The following is a 21,141-nucleotide window of genomic DNA, read 5'->3' on the forward strand; positions in this document are numbered from 1 at the left end:
ATGTCCCCTCAGCCCCTGACCGACCGGGAGCTGGCGGTCATGCGGGCCTTCGGCCGGATGATGCTCGTCGTGCCCCGCATGCTGGACGCCGATTTGCAGCGCGACCAACGCATGTCGCTGTCGGAGTATTCCGTACTGCGCCACCTGTCCGAATCCGAGGGCGGCGCCATGCGGATGAGCGAGCTCGCCACGGCCTGTGACATGTCGCTGAGCGGCATGACCCGGCTTGCGGCCAAGCTGGAATCGCTCGGCTACCTGCACCGCGCCCCCTGCGAAACCGACCGCCGAGGCTTGGTTGCGGTGCTGAGCGACGCCGGGCTCGAACGGTTGCGCGAGGCTTGGCCGGCGCATCTGGAAAGCGTCAGGCGACGCATTTTCGATCATCTTGGCGACCTCGATCTGGTGGCTCTGGCCCAAGCGCTCGAGGCAATGACAAGCCACGGCCCCGCGCCGTGCCACAGTTCCGCAGGTGACACCTGAACCCTTTGTTCGCCGCTTTCTGCACCCCGACGGCCGCATCGCCGCCGCCCAGTCGACCTTCGTCGTGTCCGACGACGACCGGGGGCTGTTGCTGTTCAGCGACGTCGGTTCCGCCCTGATGCGACGAACCGATCTGTTCGGTACGTCCACACGTGACCTGCCCATCGCTGAAGAGCTTGCCATGGTGACAATGCTGACTCCGGGCGTACGGGAAAATTTGAAGTCCTTGCTTCTGCTGCCTGCGGGTGCGGCTCATTCGGTGTCCTGGAACTGGCTCCCGGACGGTTCTTTTACGGGTTGGTATGTGAACCTCGAAACGCCGGCGCGGCGATGGCCGGGCGGTGTCGACTGCCGCGATCAGGTCCTCGATCTCGTGGTCGCACCGGACCGTTCATGGGGCTGGAAGGACGAAGACGACTTCGCGCAATCGGATGGGGATCCCGCGCCGATCCGGGCCGAGGGCGAGCAGGTGATCAAGCTCGTGGAGGCCGGGGAGTTCCCGTTCGACGACACGTTCCTGCACTTCAGCAGCGATCTTGGCCCGGCGCCTCTGCCCTCGTGGTGGGACCTCCCCGCGCCCGCCCGAGCTTGACGTATTCCCTTATGGGTATACGATGGCGCTCATGGCCCGAGCAGCAACAACGACCGACGCTTTCAACGCGGTGGCCGAGCCCCGCCGACGGCAGATCCTCGACCTCCTGGCGGCCGGCGAGCGCCCGGTCGGCGAGCTGGTGGAGCTGCTCGGCCTGGCCCAGCCCCTGGTCTCCAAGCACCTGCGGGTGCTGCGCGAGGTCGACCTGGTGCGGGTGCGCGACGAGGGACGCCAGCGGCTGTACCGGGTCAACGCCGCGCCGCTGAAACCCCTGCACGACTGGCTCAGCGGTTACGCGCAGGCCTGGAACGAGCGGTTCGACCTGATGGATGACGTACTCGATGAACTGAAGGCGGAGGAAGACAGTGGGAACCACGACCAAGGGCACGGCCAAGGTGACGCTCCCGGCCGGAAACCAGATCCTCATCACCCGTGAGTTCAACGCCCCGCGGCACCTGGTGTGGCGTGCGTACACCACCCCGGAGCTGGTCAAGCGCTGGTGGAGCGGTGAACGCGGCTCGGTCACCAGCGCCGAGATCGACCTGCGGGTGGGCGGATCCTGGCGCTACGTGATGGACGCCAACGGCTTCGAGGTGGCCTTCCACGGCGAATACCGCGAGATCCAGGAGCCGGACCGCCTGGTCAACACGGAGGCGTACGAGGGAATCCCCGAACCCGACGAGCACGCCGGCCTGATCACGATCACCCTGACTGAGCACGACGGCCGGACGGCCCTGGAGATGCTGTGCGAGTACCGCGACGAAACCGATCGCGACGCCGTCATCAACTCCGGCATGGAAGGCGGCATGCAGGAATCCCTGGACGCCCTCGAAGTGGTAGCCACGACACTGACATGATCTTGGAGTGCGCCTGGCCCGAATCGTCAACGAAGCCCTAGCGCCGGCCATCCTGGTAGCCGCCCTGCTCCTGGCAGTCGGCTGGCACGCCGGTAATACCCCAGGAGTCTCCCGCTGGTGGGGCCTACCCGGCACCATTTTCGCGGTAGCCATCCCCATGGCGTACGTCCTGCGCGGCGTGCGCCAAGGCCGCCTCACCAACCACCACATCCCCGAACGCGAACACCGCCGCCTGCCGTTGCTCTTCGGCATCGCCTCTTTGGCCGTCGGGCTGCTCGCGCTGCTCGCGCTCGGGGCACCCCGCGAGGTGCTGGCCCTGCTCGCGGCGGGCGGGGTGGGCTTGCTCGTGTATGCGGCGGTCACGCACTGGTGGAAGATGTCCATCCACTCAGGCGTGGCCGCCGGAACCGCAGCGACGCTGGTTGCTGTGTACGGGGCGGTGGCGCTGGTGGCGGTGCCGGTGGTGGGGGTGGTGTGCTGGGCCCGGGTGCGGGTTTCGGCTCACACGCCGGCGCAGGTTGTGGTGGGAGCGGCAGTGGGGGCGTTGATCGCGGGAACGGTGTTTCCGGCGCTGCGCTGACGCTCAGACCTCCACGCAGCCGGAACCGTACGCTGGAATTCATCGCCGGACTATGCGGCGGATGAGAGGTAGCCGACGCGGGGATGCGCCCACGCGGTCATAAGCCGATGACCCGGACGCGGTGACCACACAGCTTGGTCATGTCGTCGATGTGGGAAGTCAACCTGACCACGGGGCGTCGCCGGCCCTTCGCCGATGCGGTACACCGCTTCACTCATCGTCCTGGTGTGTCAAACGAGCAGGAAAGGCGTCACGGGATGCGCAGCCGACGCTGATCGGGTTACGCAGCAGACGTCGGATCGGAATCAGACATTGAATCTGAACTCGACCACGTCGCCGTCCTTCATGATGTAGTCCTTGCCTTCCATGCGGACCTTGCCCGCCGCCTTGGCTGCCGACATTGATCCGGCCGCCATCAGGTCTTCGAAGCTGACGATTTCGGCCTTGATGAAGCCGCGCTGGAAGTCCGAGTGGATGACCCCTGCCGCTTCCGGTGCGGTGGCGCCCACCGGCACCGTCCAGGCACGGGCCTCCTTGGGGCCGGCCGTCAGGTAGGTCTGCAGGCCCAGGGTCTGGAAGCCGACCCGGATGAGCTGACTCAGGCCCGGCTCGGTCTGGCCGGTGGACTCGAGGAGCTCCATTGCTTCGTCCTCGGGGAGGTCGATGAGCTCGGACTCGATTTTGGCGTCCATGAAGATGGCTTCGGCGGGGGCTACCAGGGCGCGCATCTCGGCCAGGAAGCTTTCGTTGCCCAGCTCGGCCTCGTCAACGTTGAACACGTACAGGAACGGCTTGGTGGTCAGCAGGTGCAGCTCGGCCAACTGGTCCAGGTCGATGCCCGCGGCCTGGGCTCCGGCGTACAGGGTGGTGCCGTCGTTGAGCAGCTTGAAGGCCGCCTCGGCCGCGGCCACGGCGGCGGCGCGGTCCTTCTTGAGCTTGGCTTCCTTCTGCAGGCGGGGCAGGGCCTTCTCGACTGTCTGCAGGTCGGCCAGGATCAGCTCGGTGTTGATGGTCTCGATGTCGTCGGACGGCGAGACCTTGCTGTCGACGTGCAGGACGTTGGGGTCGGAGAACGCGCGGACCACCATGCAGATCGCCGAGGCGTCGCGGATGTTGGCCAGGAAGGCGTTTCCTCGTCCTTGCCCCTTCGATGCGCCGCGGACCAGGCCGGCGATGTCGACGAACGAGACCGGGGCGGGGATGATTTTCTCGCTGCTGAACATCTCGGCGAGCTTGGTGAGCCGGTCGTCGGGCAGGCCGACCACGCCGACGTTGGGCTCGATCGTCGCGAACGGATAGTTCGCGGCGAGCACGTCGTTCTTGGTCAGGGCATTGAACAGGGTGCTCTTGCCGACGTTGGGCAGGCCGACGATACCGATGGTGAGGCTCACGACGAACCAGTCTACGTTCTCGACCACTCGTGCAGGACGGTGCCGTCGTGCGTCCAGTCCGGGGTGATCACCTCGCCCGCGATGACGTCGACCCGGGACAGGATCGAATACGTGTCAGCCGGGCCGTATTTCTCCTCCAGGTAGACCCGGTTGCGATCGCGGAACCGGGGATCGGTGAGCGTGCGTACCGCTGCGTACGTACCTCTGCCGTAGTTGCCGTTGCAGATCGTGACCGTGCGTTTGCGGTTGAACGGGTTGGGTCCCCGGCAGAACTGGGCGACATCCTCGATCAACCGGTGGCCTTCCAGCATTGAGCGGAAGACCTGGTCACCGGCGAGAAACGTGTCACCGGTCTGGGTAACCGGCAGGTCGAGCGCCCGCATCACCCGGGCGGTCAGCGGGTTTCCCTCGATCCCGCCGAGCAGCACCAGGTGATTGGTGATGTCTTCCTGACGCAGGTTGTCGGCCAGGCGATGGTTGACGACCACGCCGGGATTGGCCGCATAGACGTGCCCATGCAATTCCAGCAAGGCATCCAGATCCGCGTACGAAGCCAGCTCGACAAACCCCGGTTCCTCGGGCGCCACCCCCGGCCCCGCGCTCACCCGGGCACATACCAGCGTGACCGGGGACTTGTCGGGGAAGTGCCACATGCCTTCCCACGGCGACCGGGTCACCCGCTCGTCGGCCGGGCTGGTGGCCGGGCGCAGCTGCAGCAACTCGTCGAGCAGAGCCTGGAAGCGCTCGCGTTCCTCATCGCTGAAGTCGGTCAGCTCGACCAGCCGGGCCTCGTGGTGCGGCATGCTGCGGTCGGTGGCGAACAGCCGGGCATAGCCGGTGAGCCGCTCCTCGGGCGGCAGCGCGTTGCCGTTCTCCCACGACGAGATGAGCGGCACGCTGACGCCCAGCGCACAGGCCACCGCGCGCTGGGACACGGCCTTGCCGGCGATCCCGTTCATGCGTAGCTGGCGCAGCCGGGCGGCCATGGCCAAGTGGTCGAAAGCCAATCGGATCAGCCCTTCAGTTAACTTCAGTGTAGACCTGAACCGAGGCTCCTGACCGCCAATACTCGAAGTCCGATTCCCGCCAGCCATTGCGGCCCGCCGCCGGGCAGACTCGAAGGCATGGACCTCGACTTCGAGCGCTGCTACCGAGCCGTCGGCAGCCGGGACCCGCGCTTCGACGGCTGGTTCTTCACCGCCGTGCGAACCACTGGTATCTACTGCCGTCCTTCCTGCCCGGCGCTTACCCCGAAATCGGAGAACGTCACCTTTTTCCCCAGCGCGGCTGCGGCCCAGGGAGCCGGCTACCGGGCCTGCCGCCGATGCCGCCCGGACGCCGCCCCGGGATCGCCGGAATGGGACGTGCGCGCCGACGTGGTAGGCCGGGCGATGCGGCTCATCGCGGACGGCGTGGTGGACCGCGAGGGCGTGCCGGGCCTGGCCAGCCGGGTCGGCTACACCGAACGTCACCTGAACCGCCTGCTCACGACCGAACTCGGCGCGGGACCGCTCGCTCTGGCCCGCGCGCAACGGGCGCACACCGCGCGCATCCTGGTCGAGACCACCGCGCTGGGCCTGGCCGAGATCGCGTTCGCCGCGGGCTTTGGCAGCGTGCGGCAATTCAACGACACAATTCAGGAGGTGTACGCCCGCTCGCCCAGCGAATTACGCGCACGCCACCGCGGAGCGCAGGCCGAGGTGGGCACGGTCACGCTGCGGCTGGCGTACCGGGCGCCGCTGCACACCGAGGCCTTGATGGGTTTCCTGACGGTTCGGGCGCTGCCCGGGGTTGAGCTGGCCGACCGGAGCACCTATTCGCGCGGGTTGCGGCTGCCGCACGGCACCGGGACGGTGAGCCTGACGCCGCAGGAGCACTTCGTGATGACCCGGTTGCAACTGACCGATGTGCGGGATCTGGCGCCCGCGGTGGCCCGTTGCCGGCGGCTGTTCGACCTCGACGCGGACCCGGTGGCCATTGACGACACGCTGGCCGCCGACCCGGCGCTGGCAACCCGGATCAACGACGCTCCGGGGGTACGGATACCGCGCTCGGCTGACGGCTTCGAGCTAGCGGTCCGGGCCATCGTCGGTCAGCAGGTCTCAGTGGCCGGGGCGCGCACGACGCTGGCCCGGATGATGCCACCCGCCGGGTCCGACCGGCTCCGGGCGTTCCCAGGTGCCGCGGAGATCTCCCAGTTGCCCGATGAGGCGTTCCGGATGCCGGTCGCCCGGCGCACCAGCATCCGGGCGCTGGCCGAGGCGGTGGCTGACGGCAAGCTGCACCTGGACCCGGGCAGCGACCGGGAGGACACCGTGTCCCGGCTGCTCGAACTGCCCGGTGTCGGCGCGTGGACGGCCGGCTACATCGCGATGCGCGCCCTCGGCGACCCTGACGTGATGCTCCCCACCGACATAGCGGCCCGCCGCGGTGCGAAAGCCCTCGGCATCCCGCACACCCCCAGAGCGCTGAAGGCCTACGCCGATCGTTGGCGGCCCTGGCGTTCCTACGCCCTGATGCACCTCTGGAGATCAGCATGATGCGTTCCATGACCCTCGACACACCGGCCGGCCCATTCACCTACCTGGTCAGCGAGGCCGGGGCCGTACGCGCTTCCGGGTTCACCTCCGAGATCGACGCACTGCTTCCCCTCGTACACCGGAATCTGCTGGAAGAAACCCGGCCGGCGACGCAGCCGGACGCGATCGAGGAGGCGGTGCGGTCCTATTTCGACGGCGAGCTCGACGCCATCGACAACGTGGCCGTCGAACAGCACACGACCGGGCCGTTCCTGACGCACGCCTGGCTCGTGATGCGCGACATCAAGCCGGGGCACCCGGTGACGTACCGTGAATATGCCGCTCTGGCCGGACGTCCCACCGCGATCCGCGCCGCCGCAACCGCCTGTGCCCGCAATGCCGTGGCGTTGTTCCTGCCCTGCCATCGGGTGGTCGGCACGGACGGGACGCTACGCGGCTACCGCTGGGGAGTCGGGGTGAAGACGGCGTTGCTGACCCACGAGCAGGTCACAGTCGCGCGATGAGGATGGCTGAGATCCACAGGCAGGCGTAGTGCAGGGCCTGGTCGGCGACGTACATGCCGTTCACCGGGCTCTGCATGACCGCGAAGGTCGGTGAGCCCATCCGGGTCAGGATCAGGCGCACCGGCCAGCGGCGGTCGAGGAAGGCGTGGGTGACCGCGGAGAACGCGAGACCGGCGATCAGGCCGCGCACGGGGGTGCCGAGGCCGAGGCCGACGAACGCGACGAGCAGCATGACGGTCGCGATCACGTGGTAGATGCCGACGTGCAGGGCCATGCAGGACCAGCCGGTCAGCCCCGGATCGGCCTTGTGCGCGGCCTGGCGGTCCGACTGCAGCACATGGTCGCCGAGTTGGTGAGCCGCCATCAGCGTGGTCACCGACACTACGTAGACGAGCACCGCATCCGGCATCCACGACCCCACTTAGTCTCTGCCCGCCCTCCCCACGGGCGGAGATGGAGAGTATCGCGGCTGCGAGCCAAACCTGCTGGCAGACCGGATAAGACCCCTCTACCCTCGGGCGCATGACTGATACGGCAAAGACCGCGCGCACCGGTCTGCCCGAGCGGCCGTCGCTGGACGGGCTCGAACAGAAGTGGGCGCCGCGCTGGCAGGAGGAGGGTACGTACGCGTTCGACCGCTCCAAGCAGCGCGCCGACGTGTACGCCATCGACACGCCTCCGCCGACCGTATCGGGCGAGCTGCACATGGGGCATGTGTTCTCGTACACCCACACCGACACGATCGCGCGGTTCCAGCGGATGCGCGGCAAGGCCGTCTTCTATCCGATGGGCTGGGACGACAACGGGCTGCCGACCGAGCGCCGGGTGCAGAACGTGTACGGCGTCTACTGCGACCCGGCCCTGCCGTACGACCCGGCCTGGCAGCCACCGGCAACGCCGCCCAAGCCCGCCGTCGCGGTGTCGCGGCGCAACTTCGTCGAGCTGTGCAACCGGCTCACCACCGAGGACGAGAAGGCGTTCGAAGCACTGTGGCGCCGGCTCGGGCTGTCCGTCGACTGGAACCTGACCTATACGACCATCGGGCCGAAGTCGCAAGCCGTGTCGCAGCGCGCCTTTGTCGACAATGTGGCGCGCGGGGAGGCGTACACCTCCGAGGCGCCCACCTTGTGGGACGTCGGCTTCCGGACCGCTGTGGCGCAGGCCGAGATCGAGGACCGGGAGCGGCCCGGGGCGTACCACCGGCTGCGTTTCCACGGCGCGGACGGCCCGGTCGAGGTGGACACCACGCGTCCGGAGCTGCTGCCGGCGTGCGTCGCGCTGGTCGCCGCGCCGGGGCATCCGCTGGTGGGTACGACTGTGCGCACGCCGTACTTCGACGTCGAGGTCCCGGTGTACGGTCACCAGCTCGCCGATCCCGGCAAGGGCACCGGCATCGCGATGGTCTGCACGTTCGGCGACCTGACCGACGTCATCTGGTGGCGTGACCTGCAACTGCAGACGCGCGTCGTGCTGGGCCGCGACGGTCGTTTCCTGCCCGACCGGCCGGCCGGGGTGGCCGAGGCGGCGTACCGGGGTTTTGCCGGGCTGAGCGTCGCTGCGGCCCGGCGCGAGATTGTGCGGCTCCTGACCGAGACCGGTGACCTGCTGGGCGAGCCGCGCCCGATCACCCACCCGGTCAAGTTCTACGAGCGCGGCGAATCCCCGCTGGAGATCGTCACCAGCCGGCAATGGTTCATCCGCAACGGCGGGCGCGATCGGGATTTGCGCGACGAGCTACTGGGACGCGGCCGCGAGCTGCGGTGGATTCCCGAGCACATGCGGCACCGGTACGACCACTGGGTCGCCGGCTTGACCGGTGACTGGCTGGTCAGCCGGCAGCGGTTCTTCGGCGTGCCGATCCCCCTGTGGTACCGGCTCGACAACGCTGGCGAGCCGGACTACGGCCAGCTTCTCATACCGGACGTTTCGGCACTGCCGGTTGACCCGTCCTCGCAGTGCCCGCCCGGCTTCGAGGAGTCCCAGCGCGACGTGCCGGGCGGCTTCACGGCCGACCCGGACGTCATGGACACCTGGGCTACCTCGTCGCTCACCCCGCAGATCGTCGGCGGGTGGGGCACCGACGAGGACCTGTTCCGGCGGGTGTTCCCGATGGACCTGCGCCCGCAGGGTCAGGAGATCATCCGCACCTGGCTGTTCTACTCGGTGGTCCGCTCGCACCTCGGACACGGCACGCTGCCGTGGACCAGCACCGTGCAGTCCGGCTGGATCCTCGACCCGGACCGCAAGAAAATGTCGAAGTCCAAGGGCAACGTGGTCACCCCGATGGATCTGCTCGTGCAGAGCGGGTCCGACGCGGTGCGCTACTGGGCAGCGAACGGGCGGCCCGGCGCCGACCTGGCGTTCGACCCGGCGCAGATCAAGGTGGGCCGGCGGCTGGCCACCAAGCTGCTCAACGCCTCCAAGTTCGCGCTCGGGCTGGGCGCCGCCGGCGCGCTGCGCCAGCCGGTGACCGAGGCGCTGGACCGGGCGATGCTGAGCCGGCTGGCCACCGTGGTGACCGCGGCAACAACGGCCTTCGACGAGTACGACCACACGACAGCGCTGACCGGCACCGAGGCGTTCTTCTGGACCTTCTGCGACGACTACATCGAGTTGGTGAAGGACCGGGCGTACGCACCGGGGGCGGCCGGGGACTCGGCTCGGGCGGCGCTGGCTGCGGGGTTGTCGGTGCTGCTGCGGCTGTTCGCGCCGTTTCTGCCGTACGTGACCGAGGAGGTCTGGTCGTGGTGGCGCTACGGCTCGGTGCATGCGGCGACGTGGCCCACTCCGTACGAGCTGACCCGGGCGGCCCCCGAAGGTGACGCCGCCCTGCTCGACCTGGCCGGTGACGCGCTGCGCCAGGTCCGGCGGGCCAAGTCCGACCGTAAGCTGTCGATGAAGGCCGAAGTGCCCCTGGCCGAAGCCCTCGGCCCGGCCCAGCTCCTGGACCAGCTAACCCGGATCGAGCCGGACCTCAAGGCAGCGGGCCGCATCGCCAAGCTCGACATGCTGCCGGACCGCACCCCGGAACTCGTCATCGCCTGCGCCTTCTGATCCGGTCGGTGTAGTTGATCTTCACTGCGGGTAGGGGTCCCGGTCATGGACGCGATTCCGGACCGGGACCTGTTGCGGCAGCGGTCGGCCGAGGGGCTGCGGCGCTCGGTGCTCATCGCTTGCCTGGTCGGCGGGGTCGTCTTCGCCGGGCTCGCCGGTTTCTTCTTCGCGCTGATCGACGACTTCCACAGCGGCCGGGGCCTGCTCGTGCTGACCGCCGGGCTGGTCGCGGCGGCGGTCGTGGTGGCGACCACCATCATCGTGGCCCGGCGGATGGCCAAGCGCTCGCCGCTGCTGTACGGCACGGACCGGGCAACCCGGACAGCGGTGACCGCTGCGCTGCGAACCGGCGGCACCGGCGATCCGCGCATTGACGAGCTGGCCCGCGAGACGGCCCGCCGGGGCCTCAACCAGCGGTGGTTCATCGGGCTCGGCGTCGCGCTCGCGCTGCTTCAAGCGTTCCTGCTGGTTGTACGCCTCACCGACCGGGAGTGGGAGCGGGCGGTGCTGCCCGCTGGGTCCCTGACCCTGATGGTGGTGATGGTTGTGACGAAAACGATGGAGCTGCGCCGCTACCGCGCCTACCTGCGGGAGCCGAGCCCATGGACGTGATTCCGGACCGGGACCTGTTGCACGCGCGCGCGGTTCGCCGGGTTCGCGGGCTGGGGTGGATGTTCGCGGTGATCGGCGTGCTGGCCGGAGCGGCGATGATGGCCGGCGTGCTGGCGGCGGGCGGCGGGCTGTGGTGGGGGCTGCTGCTCCCGCTCATCTTCGTGGCAATTTTCGGCGCGCTGGCCTGGCGCATGTTCCGGCGTGCGGACCGCGACGCAATGTTGTTCCAGGGCGCGGACCGGGCCACCCAGCGGTCGGTGTCGCTGGCGCTCAAGGCCGGCGGCAGCGATGATCCCCGCATCGACGCCCTGGCCCGGGACCTGGCGGAACGCAGCCTGCGCCGCACCGTCGCCCCCTGGGCCATGACCGGGAGCATCGCTCTGGTGGCCGTAGGGCTGCTGCTGAATCTGTTCGACGGCAAGTTCGGCTTCAACCAGGGCGCCGGCCTGATCGGCCTCGCGGCGCTGGTATGGGTGGTCGTCAACGTCTGGCAGACCCGGGCCCGCAGCCGCCGCTACCTCGCCATGGCGCGATGACCAACCGCGCCGACCTTCGCGAAGCGGAACCTGCGCGGGGCACCGACACGGCAGCATAGGGGGCATGTCGATCCCGCCGGAGGAGGTTGCGGCACCCGCCGCCGATGCCGTGCTGTTCCGGGCGTCGCCGTGGCGTACGTTCGCCGTGCTGTTCGGGGCGCTGCTGGTGGCGTACCTGATCGTGTCGCCGATTGTTGCCGTTCTGCTCGATGCTCCCGGTGATCCGTGGTGGTCGACGCTGATCCAGGGTGTTTCGATCGCCACCATCGCCTCGGGGGTGTACGCCCTGACCGCCCGTTCCGCGCAGCGCACCTGGATCCGGGCCTCGTCCGGGGGGCTCGAGCTGGCCACCGAGGGCAGCGACCCCGTACTGCTCGCGTGGCAGGACATCGACCACGTGATGGTGCATCGCCGGGGGCTGCGCACGGTCCTCGACGTGACACCTGTCGACCTGGACCGGGTGCACCCGATCGCGGAGGGTGACGAGGGCTGGCCGGCGCTGCACGACGAACCGGACGGCTCCCCCACGTTCACCGCCGACCTCAGCCAGGTGTGGCCCGGCCCGCGCGCTGTTCGCCGCGAGCTGGCCCGGCGTCTTTCTTGACCACGGCTACGACGACCGCCACCAGGGTGAGCACGGCACCGACGATGGTGTTCCAGCCCGGGCGGCCCGCGTCGCCGGGGGCCACCACGTCCAGCAGCAGCGCTCCGGTGATCTGCCCGGCGATCATGCCCAGACCCAGCAGCAACACCCCGGTGTAGCGGACCACCGCGGCACCGGCGGCGACGAACAGGATGCCGATCAGGCCACCGCAGTACAGCCACCACGGGCCGTGCGGCAGGTGACCGGGCAGCCCGCGGATCAGTACGGACACGGCGAACGCCACGAGCAGCACCGCCGTGCCCGTACAGAAGTTGACCAGGCCGGCTACCAGGGCGCTGCCCGAAGCCTGCCGGACGTGGCCGTTCACCGCCTGCTGCCAGGCGATGCCCAGACCGGCCAGCAACGGCAGGATGGCCAGAGCGAGGGCGCTGGGGTGCCCGATCCGGTCGCCGACCGAGATGAGCACGGCGACCACTGTCAGCACCGCCCCCGCCAGGCGCGGCGCGGTCACCGGCTGCTGACCGGCCGGGCCCACGCCCGCCCGGTCCACCAGCAGGCTGCTTGAGGACTGGCCGGCCACCAGCGCCACGATGAACACGGCCACGCCGAGGGTGGGCACGGTCAGGCCCTGGGTGGCGACCAGGAAACCGCCACACATACCGCCGAGCAACTGCCACGCGCTGAGCCGGTGCTCCCGCAGCGCGGCGCGCAGCCCGGCCAGCCCGGCGCGGCCCGCCGGTAGCGCGGGCACCAGCAAGGCCAGCACGACCAGGCCCGACCCGAAGGAGATCAGCGCGGCGCCGATCGGGTCGTCCAGACGTACCGCAAGCTCGCCGTTGATCCTGGACTGCACGGCCAGCGCGGCACCCGCGATCACCGCGACCACGACGCCGGCCGTTCGTTGCCCGGCGGAAACGACCGGCGGCGCGGAAGCGGTTCGAGTCACTCAGGCACTGTAGGGCTGATCGAAGGCAGGTGCCCGTCGAAGTCCACCGATGAGTACAACTTCAGCTTCTCCAACCGGTGGTACGAGTCGATCACCCGGATCGTGCCGCTCTTGGAACGCATGACGATCGACTGGGTGTGCGCCCCACCGCTGCGGTAGCGCACGCCCTTGAGCAGGTCGCCCGAGGTGACGCCGGTGGCCACGAAGAAGCAGTTGTCCCCGGTGACCAGGTCGTCGGTGCTCAGCACCCGGTCCAGGTCGTGGCCGCCGCCGATGGCCTTCTCGCGCTCGGAGTCGTCCAGCGGCCACAGCTTGGCCTGGATCGCCCCGCCCAGGCACTTGAGCGCGCACGCGGCGGTGATGCCCTCGGGAGTGCCGCCGATGCCCATGAGCACGTCGACCTCCGACTCCTCGCGCGCCGCCGAGATGGCCCCGGCAATGTCACCGTCGGAGATGAACTTGATGTTCGCGCCGGCCGCTCGTACCTCTTCGATAAGCGTCTGATGCCGCGGCCGGTCCAGAATGCAGACCGTGACGTCGGAAACGTCGGTGCGTTTCGCCTTGGCGATGCGCCGCAGGTTCTCGGTCGCGCCGGCGTTGATGTCGATCACGTCGGCACAGTCCGGGCCAACCGCGATTTTCTCCATGTAGAAGACCGCGCTCGGATCGAACATGGCCCCGCGCTCGGCCACAGCCAGTACGGCGACCGCGCCCGGCATCCCCTTGCTCATCAGCGTGGTGCCATCCACCGGGTCCACCGCGACGTCGACCTCGGGTCCGGTGCCGTCGCCCACCCGCTCGCCGTTGAACAGCATGGGCGCCTCGTCCTTCTCACCCTCGCCGATCACCACGACGCCGCGCATCTGGATCGAGTTGATGAGCTTGCGCATGGCGTCGACCGCGGCGCCGTCACCGCCGTTCTTGTCGCCGCGGCCCACCCAGCGCCCGGCCGCCATCGCGGCGGCTTCGGTTACGCGGACGAGGTCGAGGGCGATGTTGCGGTCGAGGTCCTGAGGGTTGTCAGCAGCGGGCATGTAAGGCGCCTCCTCGCGACGGTGCGGGGGATTCGGTAGTCCTGATCCTCACATGACGGCGGGCGTGAAGTCCCGTGCCGCGGACATGGTTAACAATGGGGAGGTGTCCAGCCCCTCAGTAGCTCCCGCCACGCCCAGCCGCGGTGACCGCCGGCCGCGTGACATGGCCCTGTCGATCGGCATCCTGATCGTGCCGATCATGCTGGTGCTGCTCTTCTACCGGCTGGTGCTCGACGGCGACAAGCCGGTGAGCATCGACGCCGCCCCGGCGCTGGAGCAGGCTCGGGCCGCCGCCGCGTTCCCGGTGAGCGAGCCGCAGGGGCTCGGCGAGGACTGGCACGTGCAGAGTGCGCTGTTCCGCCGGGTGGAGGGCGGTGCCACGCTGCGCCTGGGTTACACCGCACCGGATGACAAGCCGCTGCAGTTGGTGGAGAGCAGCGTGGCGACCACCACGCTGATCCCGGCCGAACTCGGCAATCAGCCCAAGGCCACCGGCACGGTGCAGGCGGGCTCGCGGGCGTGGCAGAAATATGAGGCACGGGCCGGCGAGGTCGCGTTGGTGCTGCTGGAGAAGGGCCGCACGATGATCATCGTCGGCTCGGACAAATCGGAGAGCCTCGACGACCTGGCGGCGGCGTTGCCCTGAAGGGGCAGCGCGACCACTTGCCTTTCGTTTAGGCTCCCGCAGTCTTGTCGCACTGCGTTCGGAGTCCCCTGCCATGAATCGACGGTTCGCCGCCGTACTTGTCCCGCTGCTCGCGCTCGGCCTGACCGCGTGCACTGACGACAAAGCCGACCCCAAGACGGCGCTGGCCGATTCCACCTCGGGGATCAAGGCCGGCAATTACACGTTCAGCGTCACCATGCCGGGCGGCAGCTCGGGCAAGGGCGTGGTGCACAGCCCGAGCAAGACCGCCGCGATCGACTTCGTCAGCGCGACCGAGGAGGGTAAGGGCGAGATGAACTTCCGGTTCGTCGACGCCGACCGCTACCTGAAGCTGAAGGTCGACATGGGCGAGACCGCCGAGCAACTGCAGAGCCTGCAGGATGTCGGCGACGACCCGGAATCGGCCAAGCTGCGCGACGGGCTGAAGTCGATGGTCGACATGTTCAGCGGCAAGAAGTGGCTGCGCCTGGACATGTCCAAGGTGACCTCCAAGGAGTTCAACCTCCAGCAGGACAACCCGGACATGGTGGGCGTGAGCACGCTGCTGGGCGCGGCAGCCACCGCAGAGGGCGACTCGCCGATCAAGGGCACGCTGGATGCCACCACGGTGACCGACGACAAGGGCCTGTTCGGCAAGTCTTCGTTCGAGGGTCTGGACCCGGCGGCGGGCAAGGCGATTCCGTACGAGGCCACGCTCGACTCCGAGGGCCGGCTGACCAAGCTCGTGCTGGACGTGCCGAAGCTCAAGAACACCCCGGCGGGCAAGTGGACCGCCGAGTTCACCGGCTACGGCAGCGCCGCGCAGCAGCAGGTCCCGCCCGCCGCCGAGGTCGAGGAAGCCCCCGACCAGGCGTACGCCGCGATCAACAGCTAGCTGTCGCGCGCCGCGCGGGCCGTTTCGATGCGGTCCCGCGCGCCGTCCAGGAAACGCTGGCAGATGTCGGCCAGCTTCTCACCGCGCTCCCACAGGGCGAGGGACTCCTCCAGCGAGGCCCCGCCCTGTTCGAGCTTCTCGACCACCGTGGCCAGCTCACCGCGGGCCTGCTCGTAACTCAGCTCGCTCATCCCTGCTCCTGTACCTCGGTGTGCACTTCGCCCTCGGCGAGCCGGACCCGCAGCACGTCCCCGGCCGCCACCTCGCCGGCCGCCCGGACCACGTGCCCGTCGGCGCGCTGCACGATCGCGTAGCCGCGTTCCAGCGTTGCCTTGGGTGACAGCGCCCGCAGCCGCGCCAACGTGTGCCGCAGATCGTCGTCGGCCCGGCGGATCCGATGCTCCAAGCTGCGCGTCGCCCGGTCGCGTAGCTGGCCCATCTCGGCCTCGCGCTGGTCGATCAGCGTCTCGGGCCGGGCCAGCGCGGGCCGCGAGCGCCACGCCTCCAGCCGGTGCGCCTCCCGGTCGATCAGCGTCAGCACACCCCGGTCCAGCCGGCGCCGGGCGTGCTCGATCAGCTGGGTCTCCTCACCCAGGTCGGGCACGATCCGCTTGGCCGCGTCGGTCGGCGTGGACGCCCGCAGGTCGGCGACGTAGTCGAGCAGCGGTGCGTCGGTCTCGTGGCCGATCGCGCTGACCACCGGGGTCCGGCAGGCGAACACGGCCCGGCACAACGCCTCGTCGGAGAACGGCAGGAGGTCTTCGACGCTGCCGCCGCCGCGCGCGATCACGATGACGTCGATGGTGTCATCGTTGTCCAGCACCTTGAGCGCGTCGATGATCTGCGGCACCGCGGTCGGCCCCTGCACCGGCACGTTCACCGTGCGGAACTCCACGCTCGGCCAGCGCCGCCGGGTGTTCATCAGCACGTCCCGCTCGGCCGCCGAGGCCCGCCCGGTGATCAGCCCGATGCGCTGCGGCAGGAACGGCAGCCGGCGCTTGCGCTCGCGGGCGAACAGGCCCTCGGCGCCGAGCAGCTTCTTCAGCTTCTCCAGCCGGGCGAGCAGCTCGCCCAGGCCGACCTGGCGGATCTCGTCGGCGCGCAGGCTCAGCGAGCCCCGAGCGGGATAGAACTCGGGCTTGGCGTGCATGGTGACCCGGGCGCCCTCGGCCAGCTCCGGGGCCCCGGCATCGAGGACGTCGCGGTGCGCGGTGACGGTGAGGCTGAGGTCGGCCGAGGGGTCACGCAGGGTCAAGAAGACCACGCTGGTGCCGGGGCGGCGGCTGATCTGGGCCACCTGGCCGTCCACCCACACCCAGCCCAGCCGGGCCACCCAGGCGCCGACCTTCTGGCTGACGACGCGGACGGGCCACGGCTCGTCGGGCGTCGACTTCGGCTCCGGCTCGGTCACCCGGCCCAGCCTACGGGCGGCTCACCCGGGCTGTTCCTCCCGGTCCTCCCGGGTTGCGACCTTGCGGGTCAGCGCCACGGTCAGCAGCACCACCAGACCGAGATAGCCCCAGAAGAGCATGTCGGCAAGCAGGTGCTGGCTGTCGATGTGCCATCTCGAGCCGGCGTCGCGGGCGGCAATCGTGAACGGGTAGCCGTGCCGCTCGCTGAACGCCCGCATGCAGCAGACCGTGTCGTTGGCCGGGATCGCGCCGAGGACCACGCCCGCGACCAGCACCGCAGCGCCGGCAATGTAGCCCGGCAGGCCCGGCTTGACGCCGATCCAGGCCAGCGACACCATCAGCACGCCGCCGACCAGCAGGATGAAGTGGAAGAAAACGTAGGCGCCGTCCGGGGAGCCGTCCGAGCGGTCCAGCTCGACCAGCAGGTTCAGCAGCCCGATGGCCACGCTGAACCATCCGACGATCAGGCGCAACGCCGAGCCGAAGGACTGCCAGAGACCCGGGGCCTCCTCGTCCTCTTCCTCGTCGACCGAGGGCTGGGTGACGGCGCTCATGGCCCGAGTATCCCGCCCGCACGGTCCGTTACGGGCGGAAACGCACCTTGTTGATCGCAGCGGAGAGCAGCAGCCCGGCAAGGCCCCACACGTACAGGCCGGCCACCAGGTTGACGGCGTCGAACTGGTTCTGCGCTCCCGCACTGTGACCGGACCAGGCCGGCCACCGGAGCGGGACCGTGCAGGTTGAGCAAGATCCAGGTCAGCGCGCCAACCAGGTACCGCTGTGGTGCGGATCGCACCATGGGGGATCTTCGCTTGGCGCACGTACGATGGCCGGGTGACTTCTGCCAAGCGTGTCCTGCTCGCCAAGCCCCGGGGATACTGCGCCGGCGTCGACCGCGCAGTGCAAACCGTGGAAGAAGCGCTCAAGCTGTACGGCGCTCCGGTCTATGTCCGCAAGCAGATCGTGCACAACAAACACGTGGTCAGCACGCTTGAGGCCCGTGGCGCGATCTTCGTGGAGGAGAACGAGGAGGTGCCCGAGAGCGCCACTGTCGTGTTTTCCGCCCATGGCGTAGCTCCCGAGGTGCACGACCAGGCCCGCGCCCGCAACCTCAAGGCCATCGACGCCACCTGCCCGCTGGTCACCAAGGTGCACCACGAGGCCAAGCGCTTCGCCGCCGAGGACTACGACATCCTGCTGATCGGCCACGAGGGCCACGAAGAGGTCATCGGCACCTCCGGCGAAGCCCCGGCCCACATCCAACTGGTCGACGGCCCGGACGACGTGGCCAACGTGGTGGTCCGCGACCCGGCCAAGGTGGTCTGGCTGTCGCAAACCACGCTGTCGGTGGACGAAACGATGGAAACGGTGGCCCGCCTCAAAACCCGTCTCCCGCTGTTGCAGTCCCCGCCCAGCGACGACATCTGCTACGCCACCTCCAACCGCCAGCACGTCATCAAGGAAATCGCGCCGGAGTGCGACGTGGTGATCGTGGTCGGCTCGACGAACTCCTCCAACTCGGTCCGCCTGGTCGAGGTAGCCCTGGGCGCGGGAGCCCGCGCCGGCCACCTAGTCGACTACGCATCGGAGATCCAGGACGAGTGGCTCAAGGGCGCGTCGACGGTGGGCGTGAGCTCGGGCGCCAGCGTGCCGGACGACCTGGTGATGGAGGTGCTGGCCCACCTGGCGGAGCGGGGATTCGGGGAGGTCACCGAGTACACGACGGCTGAGGAGCGGTTGACGTTCTCGCTGCCGCAGGAGCTGCGCCGCGACATGAAGGCAGCCGCGGCGGCTCGCGGCTGATCCTCGGGGGCGGACGAGACCGTTAGAAGTCGCCGCCGAAGTCGCCGCCGCCACCGAAGTCGTCGCCACCGCCGCCCCAGTCTCCGCCGCCGAAGTCTCCGGCGCCGTTGAAGTCTCCGCCGTTGGCGTCTCCGCCGTTGAAGTCTCCGGCGCCGTTGAAGTCCTGGGCGGCGTCCTGGAACCCGTCCTGGTAACCGTCGCCGTACCCCATGTCCCCGAAGCCCGGGGCGAACAGCGCGTCGAAGATCAGCATGCCCCCGAGTACGCCAGCTCCCGCCCCCAGCGCCGTCTTCCACACCGGCGTCGAGTACCAACCGGCCGGCACCGGGCGACCCTGCACCCGTCCGCCCGGGTAGTAGTAAGGCGTCTCGGCTCCCGGCTGCGGACCCGCCTTGTACGACTGGCCCTGCACCGTCACCTCGCGTTCCTTGGTGAGCTGGCCGGCCCCCTGGGCACCGTGCAGCGCCGGAAGCTCGGGGCCCGGGTCGAGGCCCATGGCGGTGCGGGCCGCCCGTACGTAGGCCAACCCCTCGAGCGCCGATTCGCGGGCCAGCTCGTACTGGCGGAGGGTTTTGGCCTGCTGCAGTTGGCCGCCCGCGGCGTTGTAGCGTTCGCTCGCATCCGACAGGGCTTGGCGGGCCGCCGGCTCGTCGCCGTGCAGGTTGAGGACCTGTCCGCCGAGCCGTTCGTACCAGCGCTGCGCGTCGGCTCTGGCGTCGTCCAGGCGTTGCTGCTCGCGGTTGGCATTCCCGCGGCGCCACAGCACGACGATCGCGACCACGATCAGGATGACTACCAGCAGCAGAAACACCTTCATGTCATCGACGTTACCCGCGACGGGAAAGTCGTACCCCTCTGGCAAGCTCGCAGGGTGACCTTCTCGACGCTGGCCGTGGTGTTCATTTGTTTGACGGTGGGGGCGGCGCTGGGCTGGCTGGCGGCCCGGTTGCGCACCGCCGCGGACATCGCCCGGCTGGAGGCGACGGTGCAGGCCGGACGCGACGGCGAGCAGCGCATGGAGCAGTCCCTGCGAGCCCTCTCCTACGAGGCGACAGCCCAGTCCCAGGAGGCCGTAGCCCGCGCTGTTGCCCCCCTTCACCAGGCACTTCGCGACTACGAGCAGCGGGTCACCGAGCTGGAACGAGACCGGGTCGACGCCTACGCCGAACTGCGCGAGCAGGTACGGGCGATGGGGTCCGTGTCCGGCGAGCTGCGCACCGAAACCAAGCAGTTGGTGGCCGCCTTGCGAGCCCCGCAGGTGCGCGGTCGTTGGGGTGAGCACCAACTGCGGCGCATCGTCGAAGCTGCGGGTTTGCTGGAACACTGTGACTTTGCTGAGCAGGTGACAGCGGTCAACGATCGGCAGGGGGTACGCCCCGACATGGTGGTGCGGTTGCACGGCGGCCGCTCAGTGGTGGTGGACGCGAAGGCGCCCTTCGACGCGTACCTGTCGGCCATGGAGGCCCGTGACGAGCGCACCCGCGACGGCCACCTCGATCAGCATGCCCGGGTGCTGCGCGGGCATGTGGACGCGCTGGCGGCCAAGACGTACTGGACGGCGTTCGACCAGAGCCCGGATTTCGTGGTGCTGTTCGTGCCCGCCGACCCGTTCCTCGACGCCGCCTTGCAGCGCGACCCTTCGCTGATGGAGCACGCGTTCACCCGCAACGTGGTGCTGGCGACCCCGGCCACGCTGATCGCACTGCTGCGTACGGTGGCCTATTCCTGGCGTCAGGAGGCCCTGGCCCGCAACGCGCTCGCGGTGCACAGCCTGGCCCGTGAGCTGTACGGCCGCCTGGCCACCCTGGGCGACCACGTGGGCAAGCTCGGCTCCTCGCTGAGTGGCGCAGTCACCGCGTACAACAGGGCGGTTGGCTCCTTGGAATCCCGCGTGCTGGTCAGTGCCCGCAAGCTTGCCGAGATGGGGGTTTCCGACGACGCGCTGGAGGTGCCCGCGCAGGTCGAAGTGGCCCCGCGCCAGCCACAAGCGCCGGAGCTGTTCGAGAAGCGGGAGCTGTTCTAAAACCCAGTGAGCGCGTCGACCGGCTGGCGGCGACGGCGGAACGCGACGGCGGCGATGACGCCGGCGAGCAGGCCCAGCGCGTGGCCCTGCCAGGAGATCGCCGCGTCGGTGGGCAGGATGTTGTAGATCTGGTACCAGTACAGCAGCCCGATGAACGCGGCCACGCCCAGGTTCCACCAGCTTCGCTCGACGAAGCCGCGGGCGAACAGCAGGCCCAGGTAGCCGAAGACCACGCCACTGGCGCCGACCACGACGGTGCCCGGGTCGCCGACCAGCCACACGCCGAACCCGCTGACCAGCACGATGACCAGCGTCGACCACAGGAACCGGCGGGTGCCGCCGGCCAGCGCGAACGTGCCGACCAGGATGAGCGGGACGCTGTTGCCGTACAGGTGATCCCAGTTGGCGTGCAGGAACGGGCTGAAGATGACGCCGTCGAGGCCGTCCAGGCGGTGCGGGATGATGCCGCCGGCGACGTCGAGGGTGCCGGCGCCGAGCCCGCGGTCGATCGCCTCGATGAGGAACAGGAACGGCACGACCGCGCACATCGCAACGAAGGCGCGCCCGATCGAGGCGAAGAACGCATCGGTGCCGAACCTGGTCGGGTCGCCGCTCGGGCCCGGGTAACTCATC

The 21,141-nt window shown here is 69.3% G+C and carries 24 protein-coding genes and 1 pseudogene; 15 read left to right on the forward strand and 10 right to left on the reverse strand.

The genetic code is table 11. The features are described 5' to 3' along the window. Positions 1-39 precede the first annotated feature (39 nt). From TFC3_RS28815 to TFC3_RS28835, 5 genes and pseudogenes are all read left to right on the forward strand, one after another. On the forward strand, positions 40-480 hold the full coding sequence (locus tag TFC3_RS28815; protein WP_082772677.1) for a MarR family winged helix-turn-helix transcriptional regulator: 441 nt from the start codon (positions 40-42) through the stop codon (positions 478-480). Next, positions 470-1,072, forward strand: a complete 603-nt coding sequence (locus TFC3_RS28820) for a DUF402 domain-containing protein (RefSeq protein ID WP_067508387.1) — start codon at positions 470-472, stop codon at positions 1,070-1,072. Before TFC3_RS28815 ends, TFC3_RS28820 begins: the two co-directional genes overlap by 11 nt. Positions 1,073-1,103: 31 nt before the next feature. Further along, positions 1,104-1,424 (forward strand): annotated as a pseudogene (locus tag TFC3_RS28825) (ArsR/SmtB family transcription factor); the annotation flags it as partial. Positions 1,425-1,437: 13 nt separating this feature from the next. After that, the gene (locus TFC3_RS28830; protein ID WP_067508389.1) at positions 1,438-1,929 is read left to right on the forward strand and encodes an SRPBCC family protein; all 492 of its coding nucleotides are present in this window, start codon (positions 1,438-1,440) and stop codon (positions 1,927-1,929) included. Positions 1,930-1,936: 7 nt separating this feature from the next. Next, complete coding sequence (locus TFC3_RS28835; RefSeq protein ID WP_067508391.1) at positions 1,937-2,509, forward strand: phosphoesterase PA-phosphatase; 573 nt, start codon at positions 1,937-1,939, stop codon at positions 2,507-2,509. A 305-nt stretch (positions 2,510-2,814) separates the two neighbouring features. On the opposite strand, the gene ychF is transcribed toward TFC3_RS28835, so the two are convergent. Next, on the reverse strand, positions 2,815-3,900 hold the full coding sequence (gene ychF, locus TFC3_RS28840; RefSeq protein WP_173745412.1) for a redox-regulated ATPase YchF: 1,086 nt from the start codon (positions 3,898-3,900) through the stop codon (positions 2,815-2,817). 11 nt (positions 3,901-3,911) lie between these two features. Continuing rightward, positions 3,912-4,907, reverse strand: a complete 996-nt coding sequence (locus TFC3_RS28845) for a helix-turn-helix domain-containing protein (protein WP_161952697.1) — start codon at positions 4,905-4,907, stop codon at positions 3,912-3,914. A 117-nt stretch (positions 4,908-5,024) separates the two neighbouring features. Between TFC3_RS28845 and TFC3_RS28850 the strand changes: the two genes are divergently transcribed. Then, complete coding sequence (locus TFC3_RS28850) at positions 5,025-6,440, forward strand: DNA-3-methyladenine glycosylase 2 family protein (protein ID WP_067508398.1); 1,416 nt, start codon at positions 5,025-5,027, stop codon at positions 6,438-6,440. A gap of 8 nt (positions 6,441-6,448) precedes the next feature. Further along, positions 6,449-6,943, forward strand: a complete 495-nt coding sequence (locus TFC3_RS28855; RefSeq protein ID WP_369819705.1) for a methylated-DNA--[protein]-cysteine S-methyltransferase — start codon at positions 6,449-6,451, stop codon at positions 6,941-6,943. Here the strand turns inward: TFC3_RS28855 and TFC3_RS28860 are convergent. Next, the gene (locus tag TFC3_RS28860) at positions 6,927-7,364 is read right to left on the reverse strand and encodes a DUF3307 domain-containing protein (protein WP_236718501.1); all 438 of its coding nucleotides are present in this window, start codon (positions 7,362-7,364) and stop codon (positions 6,927-6,929) included. The two genes, TFC3_RS28855 and TFC3_RS28860, sit on opposite strands and share 17 nt — an antisense overlap. Positions 7,365-7,465: 101 nt before the next feature. Between TFC3_RS28860 and valS the strand changes: the two genes are divergently transcribed. From valS to TFC3_RS28880, 4 genes are all read left to right on the forward strand, one after another. Continuing rightward, on the forward strand, positions 7,466-9,997 hold the full coding sequence (gene valS, locus TFC3_RS28865; protein WP_067508402.1) for a valine--tRNA ligase: 2,532 nt from the start codon (positions 7,466-7,468) through the stop codon (positions 9,995-9,997). Between the two features lie 45 nt (positions 9,998-10,042). After that, a complete protein-coding gene (locus TFC3_RS28870; RefSeq protein ID WP_067508404.1) occupies positions 10,043-10,609 on the forward strand; it encodes a hypothetical protein in 567 nt (188 codons plus the stop codon). Continuing rightward, a complete protein-coding gene (locus tag TFC3_RS28875; RefSeq protein ID WP_067508405.1) occupies positions 10,600-11,145 on the forward strand; it encodes a hypothetical protein in 546 nt (181 codons plus the stop codon). Before TFC3_RS28870 ends, TFC3_RS28875 begins: the two co-directional genes overlap by 10 nt. Positions 11,146-11,209: 64 nt before the next feature. After that, the gene (locus TFC3_RS28880; RefSeq protein WP_067508407.1) at positions 11,210-11,749 is read left to right on the forward strand and encodes a hypothetical protein; all 540 of its coding nucleotides are present in this window, start codon (positions 11,210-11,212) and stop codon (positions 11,747-11,749) included. On the opposite strand, the gene TFC3_RS28885 is transcribed toward TFC3_RS28880, so the two are convergent. Beyond that, entirely contained in the window at positions 11,688-12,695 is a 1,008-nt protein-coding gene (locus TFC3_RS28885; protein WP_067508409.1) for a DMT family transporter, read from the reverse strand. The two genes, TFC3_RS28880 and TFC3_RS28885, sit on opposite strands and share 62 nt — an antisense overlap. Further along, a complete protein-coding gene (gene glpX, locus TFC3_RS28890; protein ID WP_067508411.1) occupies positions 12,692-13,729 on the reverse strand; it encodes a class II fructose-bisphosphatase in 1,038 nt (345 codons plus the stop codon). Before glpX ends, TFC3_RS28885 begins: the two co-directional genes overlap by 4 nt. Before the next feature lie 103 nt (positions 13,730-13,832). On the opposite strand from glpX, the gene TFC3_RS28895 reads away from it, so the two are divergent. Both TFC3_RS28895 and TFC3_RS28900 read left to right on the forward strand, forming a co-directional pair. Beyond that, positions 13,833-14,375 carry a DUF4245 domain-containing protein gene (locus tag TFC3_RS28895; protein WP_236718502.1) on the forward strand — a complete coding sequence of 181 codons (543 nt, stop codon included), beginning with the start codon at positions 13,833-13,835 and terminating at the stop codon, positions 14,373-14,375. Positions 14,376-14,448: 73 nt separating this feature from the next. After that, positions 14,449-15,270: a hypothetical protein gene (locus tag TFC3_RS28900; protein WP_067508413.1), complete on the forward strand. Its 822-nt coding sequence runs from the start codon at positions 14,449-14,451 to the stop codon at positions 15,268-15,270. On the opposite strand, the gene TFC3_RS28905 is transcribed toward TFC3_RS28900, so the two are convergent. The 3 genes from TFC3_RS28905 to TFC3_RS28915 are packed head-to-tail and all read right to left on the reverse strand — an operon-like array spanning position 15,267 to position 17,236. Next, positions 15,267-15,461, reverse strand: a complete 195-nt coding sequence (locus TFC3_RS28905) for an exodeoxyribonuclease VII small subunit (protein ID WP_067508415.1) — start codon at positions 15,459-15,461, stop codon at positions 15,267-15,269. The genes TFC3_RS28900 and TFC3_RS28905 overlap by 4 nt on opposite strands. After that, positions 15,458-16,681, reverse strand: coding sequence for an exodeoxyribonuclease VII large subunit (xseA, locus tag TFC3_RS28910; protein WP_067508417.1), 1,224 nt, complete (start codon positions 16,679-16,681; stop codon positions 15,458-15,460). Before xseA ends, TFC3_RS28905 begins: the two co-directional genes overlap by 4 nt. A gap of 21 nt (positions 16,682-16,702) precedes the next feature. Then, positions 16,703-17,236, reverse strand: coding sequence for a hypothetical protein (locus TFC3_RS28915; protein WP_067508419.1), 534 nt, complete (start codon positions 17,234-17,236; stop codon positions 16,703-16,705). Positions 17,237-17,471: 235 nt separating this feature from the next. Between TFC3_RS28915 and TFC3_RS28920 the strand changes: the two genes are divergently transcribed. Beyond that, complete coding sequence (locus tag TFC3_RS28920; RefSeq protein ID WP_369819722.1) at positions 17,472-18,485, forward strand: 4-hydroxy-3-methylbut-2-enyl diphosphate reductase; 1,014 nt, start codon at positions 17,472-17,474, stop codon at positions 18,483-18,485. A gap of 22 nt (positions 18,486-18,507) precedes the next feature. Here the strand turns inward: TFC3_RS28920 and TFC3_RS28925 are convergent, their stop codons facing one another. After that, complete coding sequence (locus tag TFC3_RS28925) at positions 18,508-19,302, reverse strand: hypothetical protein (RefSeq protein WP_067508421.1); 795 nt, start codon at positions 19,300-19,302, stop codon at positions 18,508-18,510. Between the two features lie 54 nt (positions 19,303-19,356). Here TFC3_RS28925 and TFC3_RS28930 point away from each other — a divergent pair, with 54 nt between their 5' ends. Further along, positions 19,357-20,508 carry a DNA recombination protein RmuC gene (locus tag TFC3_RS28930; RefSeq protein ID WP_067508423.1) on the forward strand — a complete coding sequence of 384 codons (1,152 nt, stop codon included), beginning with the start codon at positions 19,357-19,359 and terminating at the stop codon, positions 20,506-20,508. Here TFC3_RS28930 and TFC3_RS28935 read toward each other — a convergent pair. Beyond that, positions 20,505-21,140, reverse strand: a complete 636-nt coding sequence (locus tag TFC3_RS28935; protein WP_067508425.1) for a rhomboid family intramembrane serine protease — start codon at positions 21,138-21,140, stop codon at positions 20,505-20,507. The two genes, TFC3_RS28930 and TFC3_RS28935, sit on opposite strands and share 4 nt — an antisense overlap. Position 21,141: the final 1 nt, after the last annotated feature.

The sequence above is a fragment of the Actinoplanes sp. TFC3 genome, from assembly GCF_001553785.1.
Lineage (GTDB): Bacteria > Actinomycetota > Actinomycetes > Mycobacteriales > Micromonosporaceae > Actinoplanes.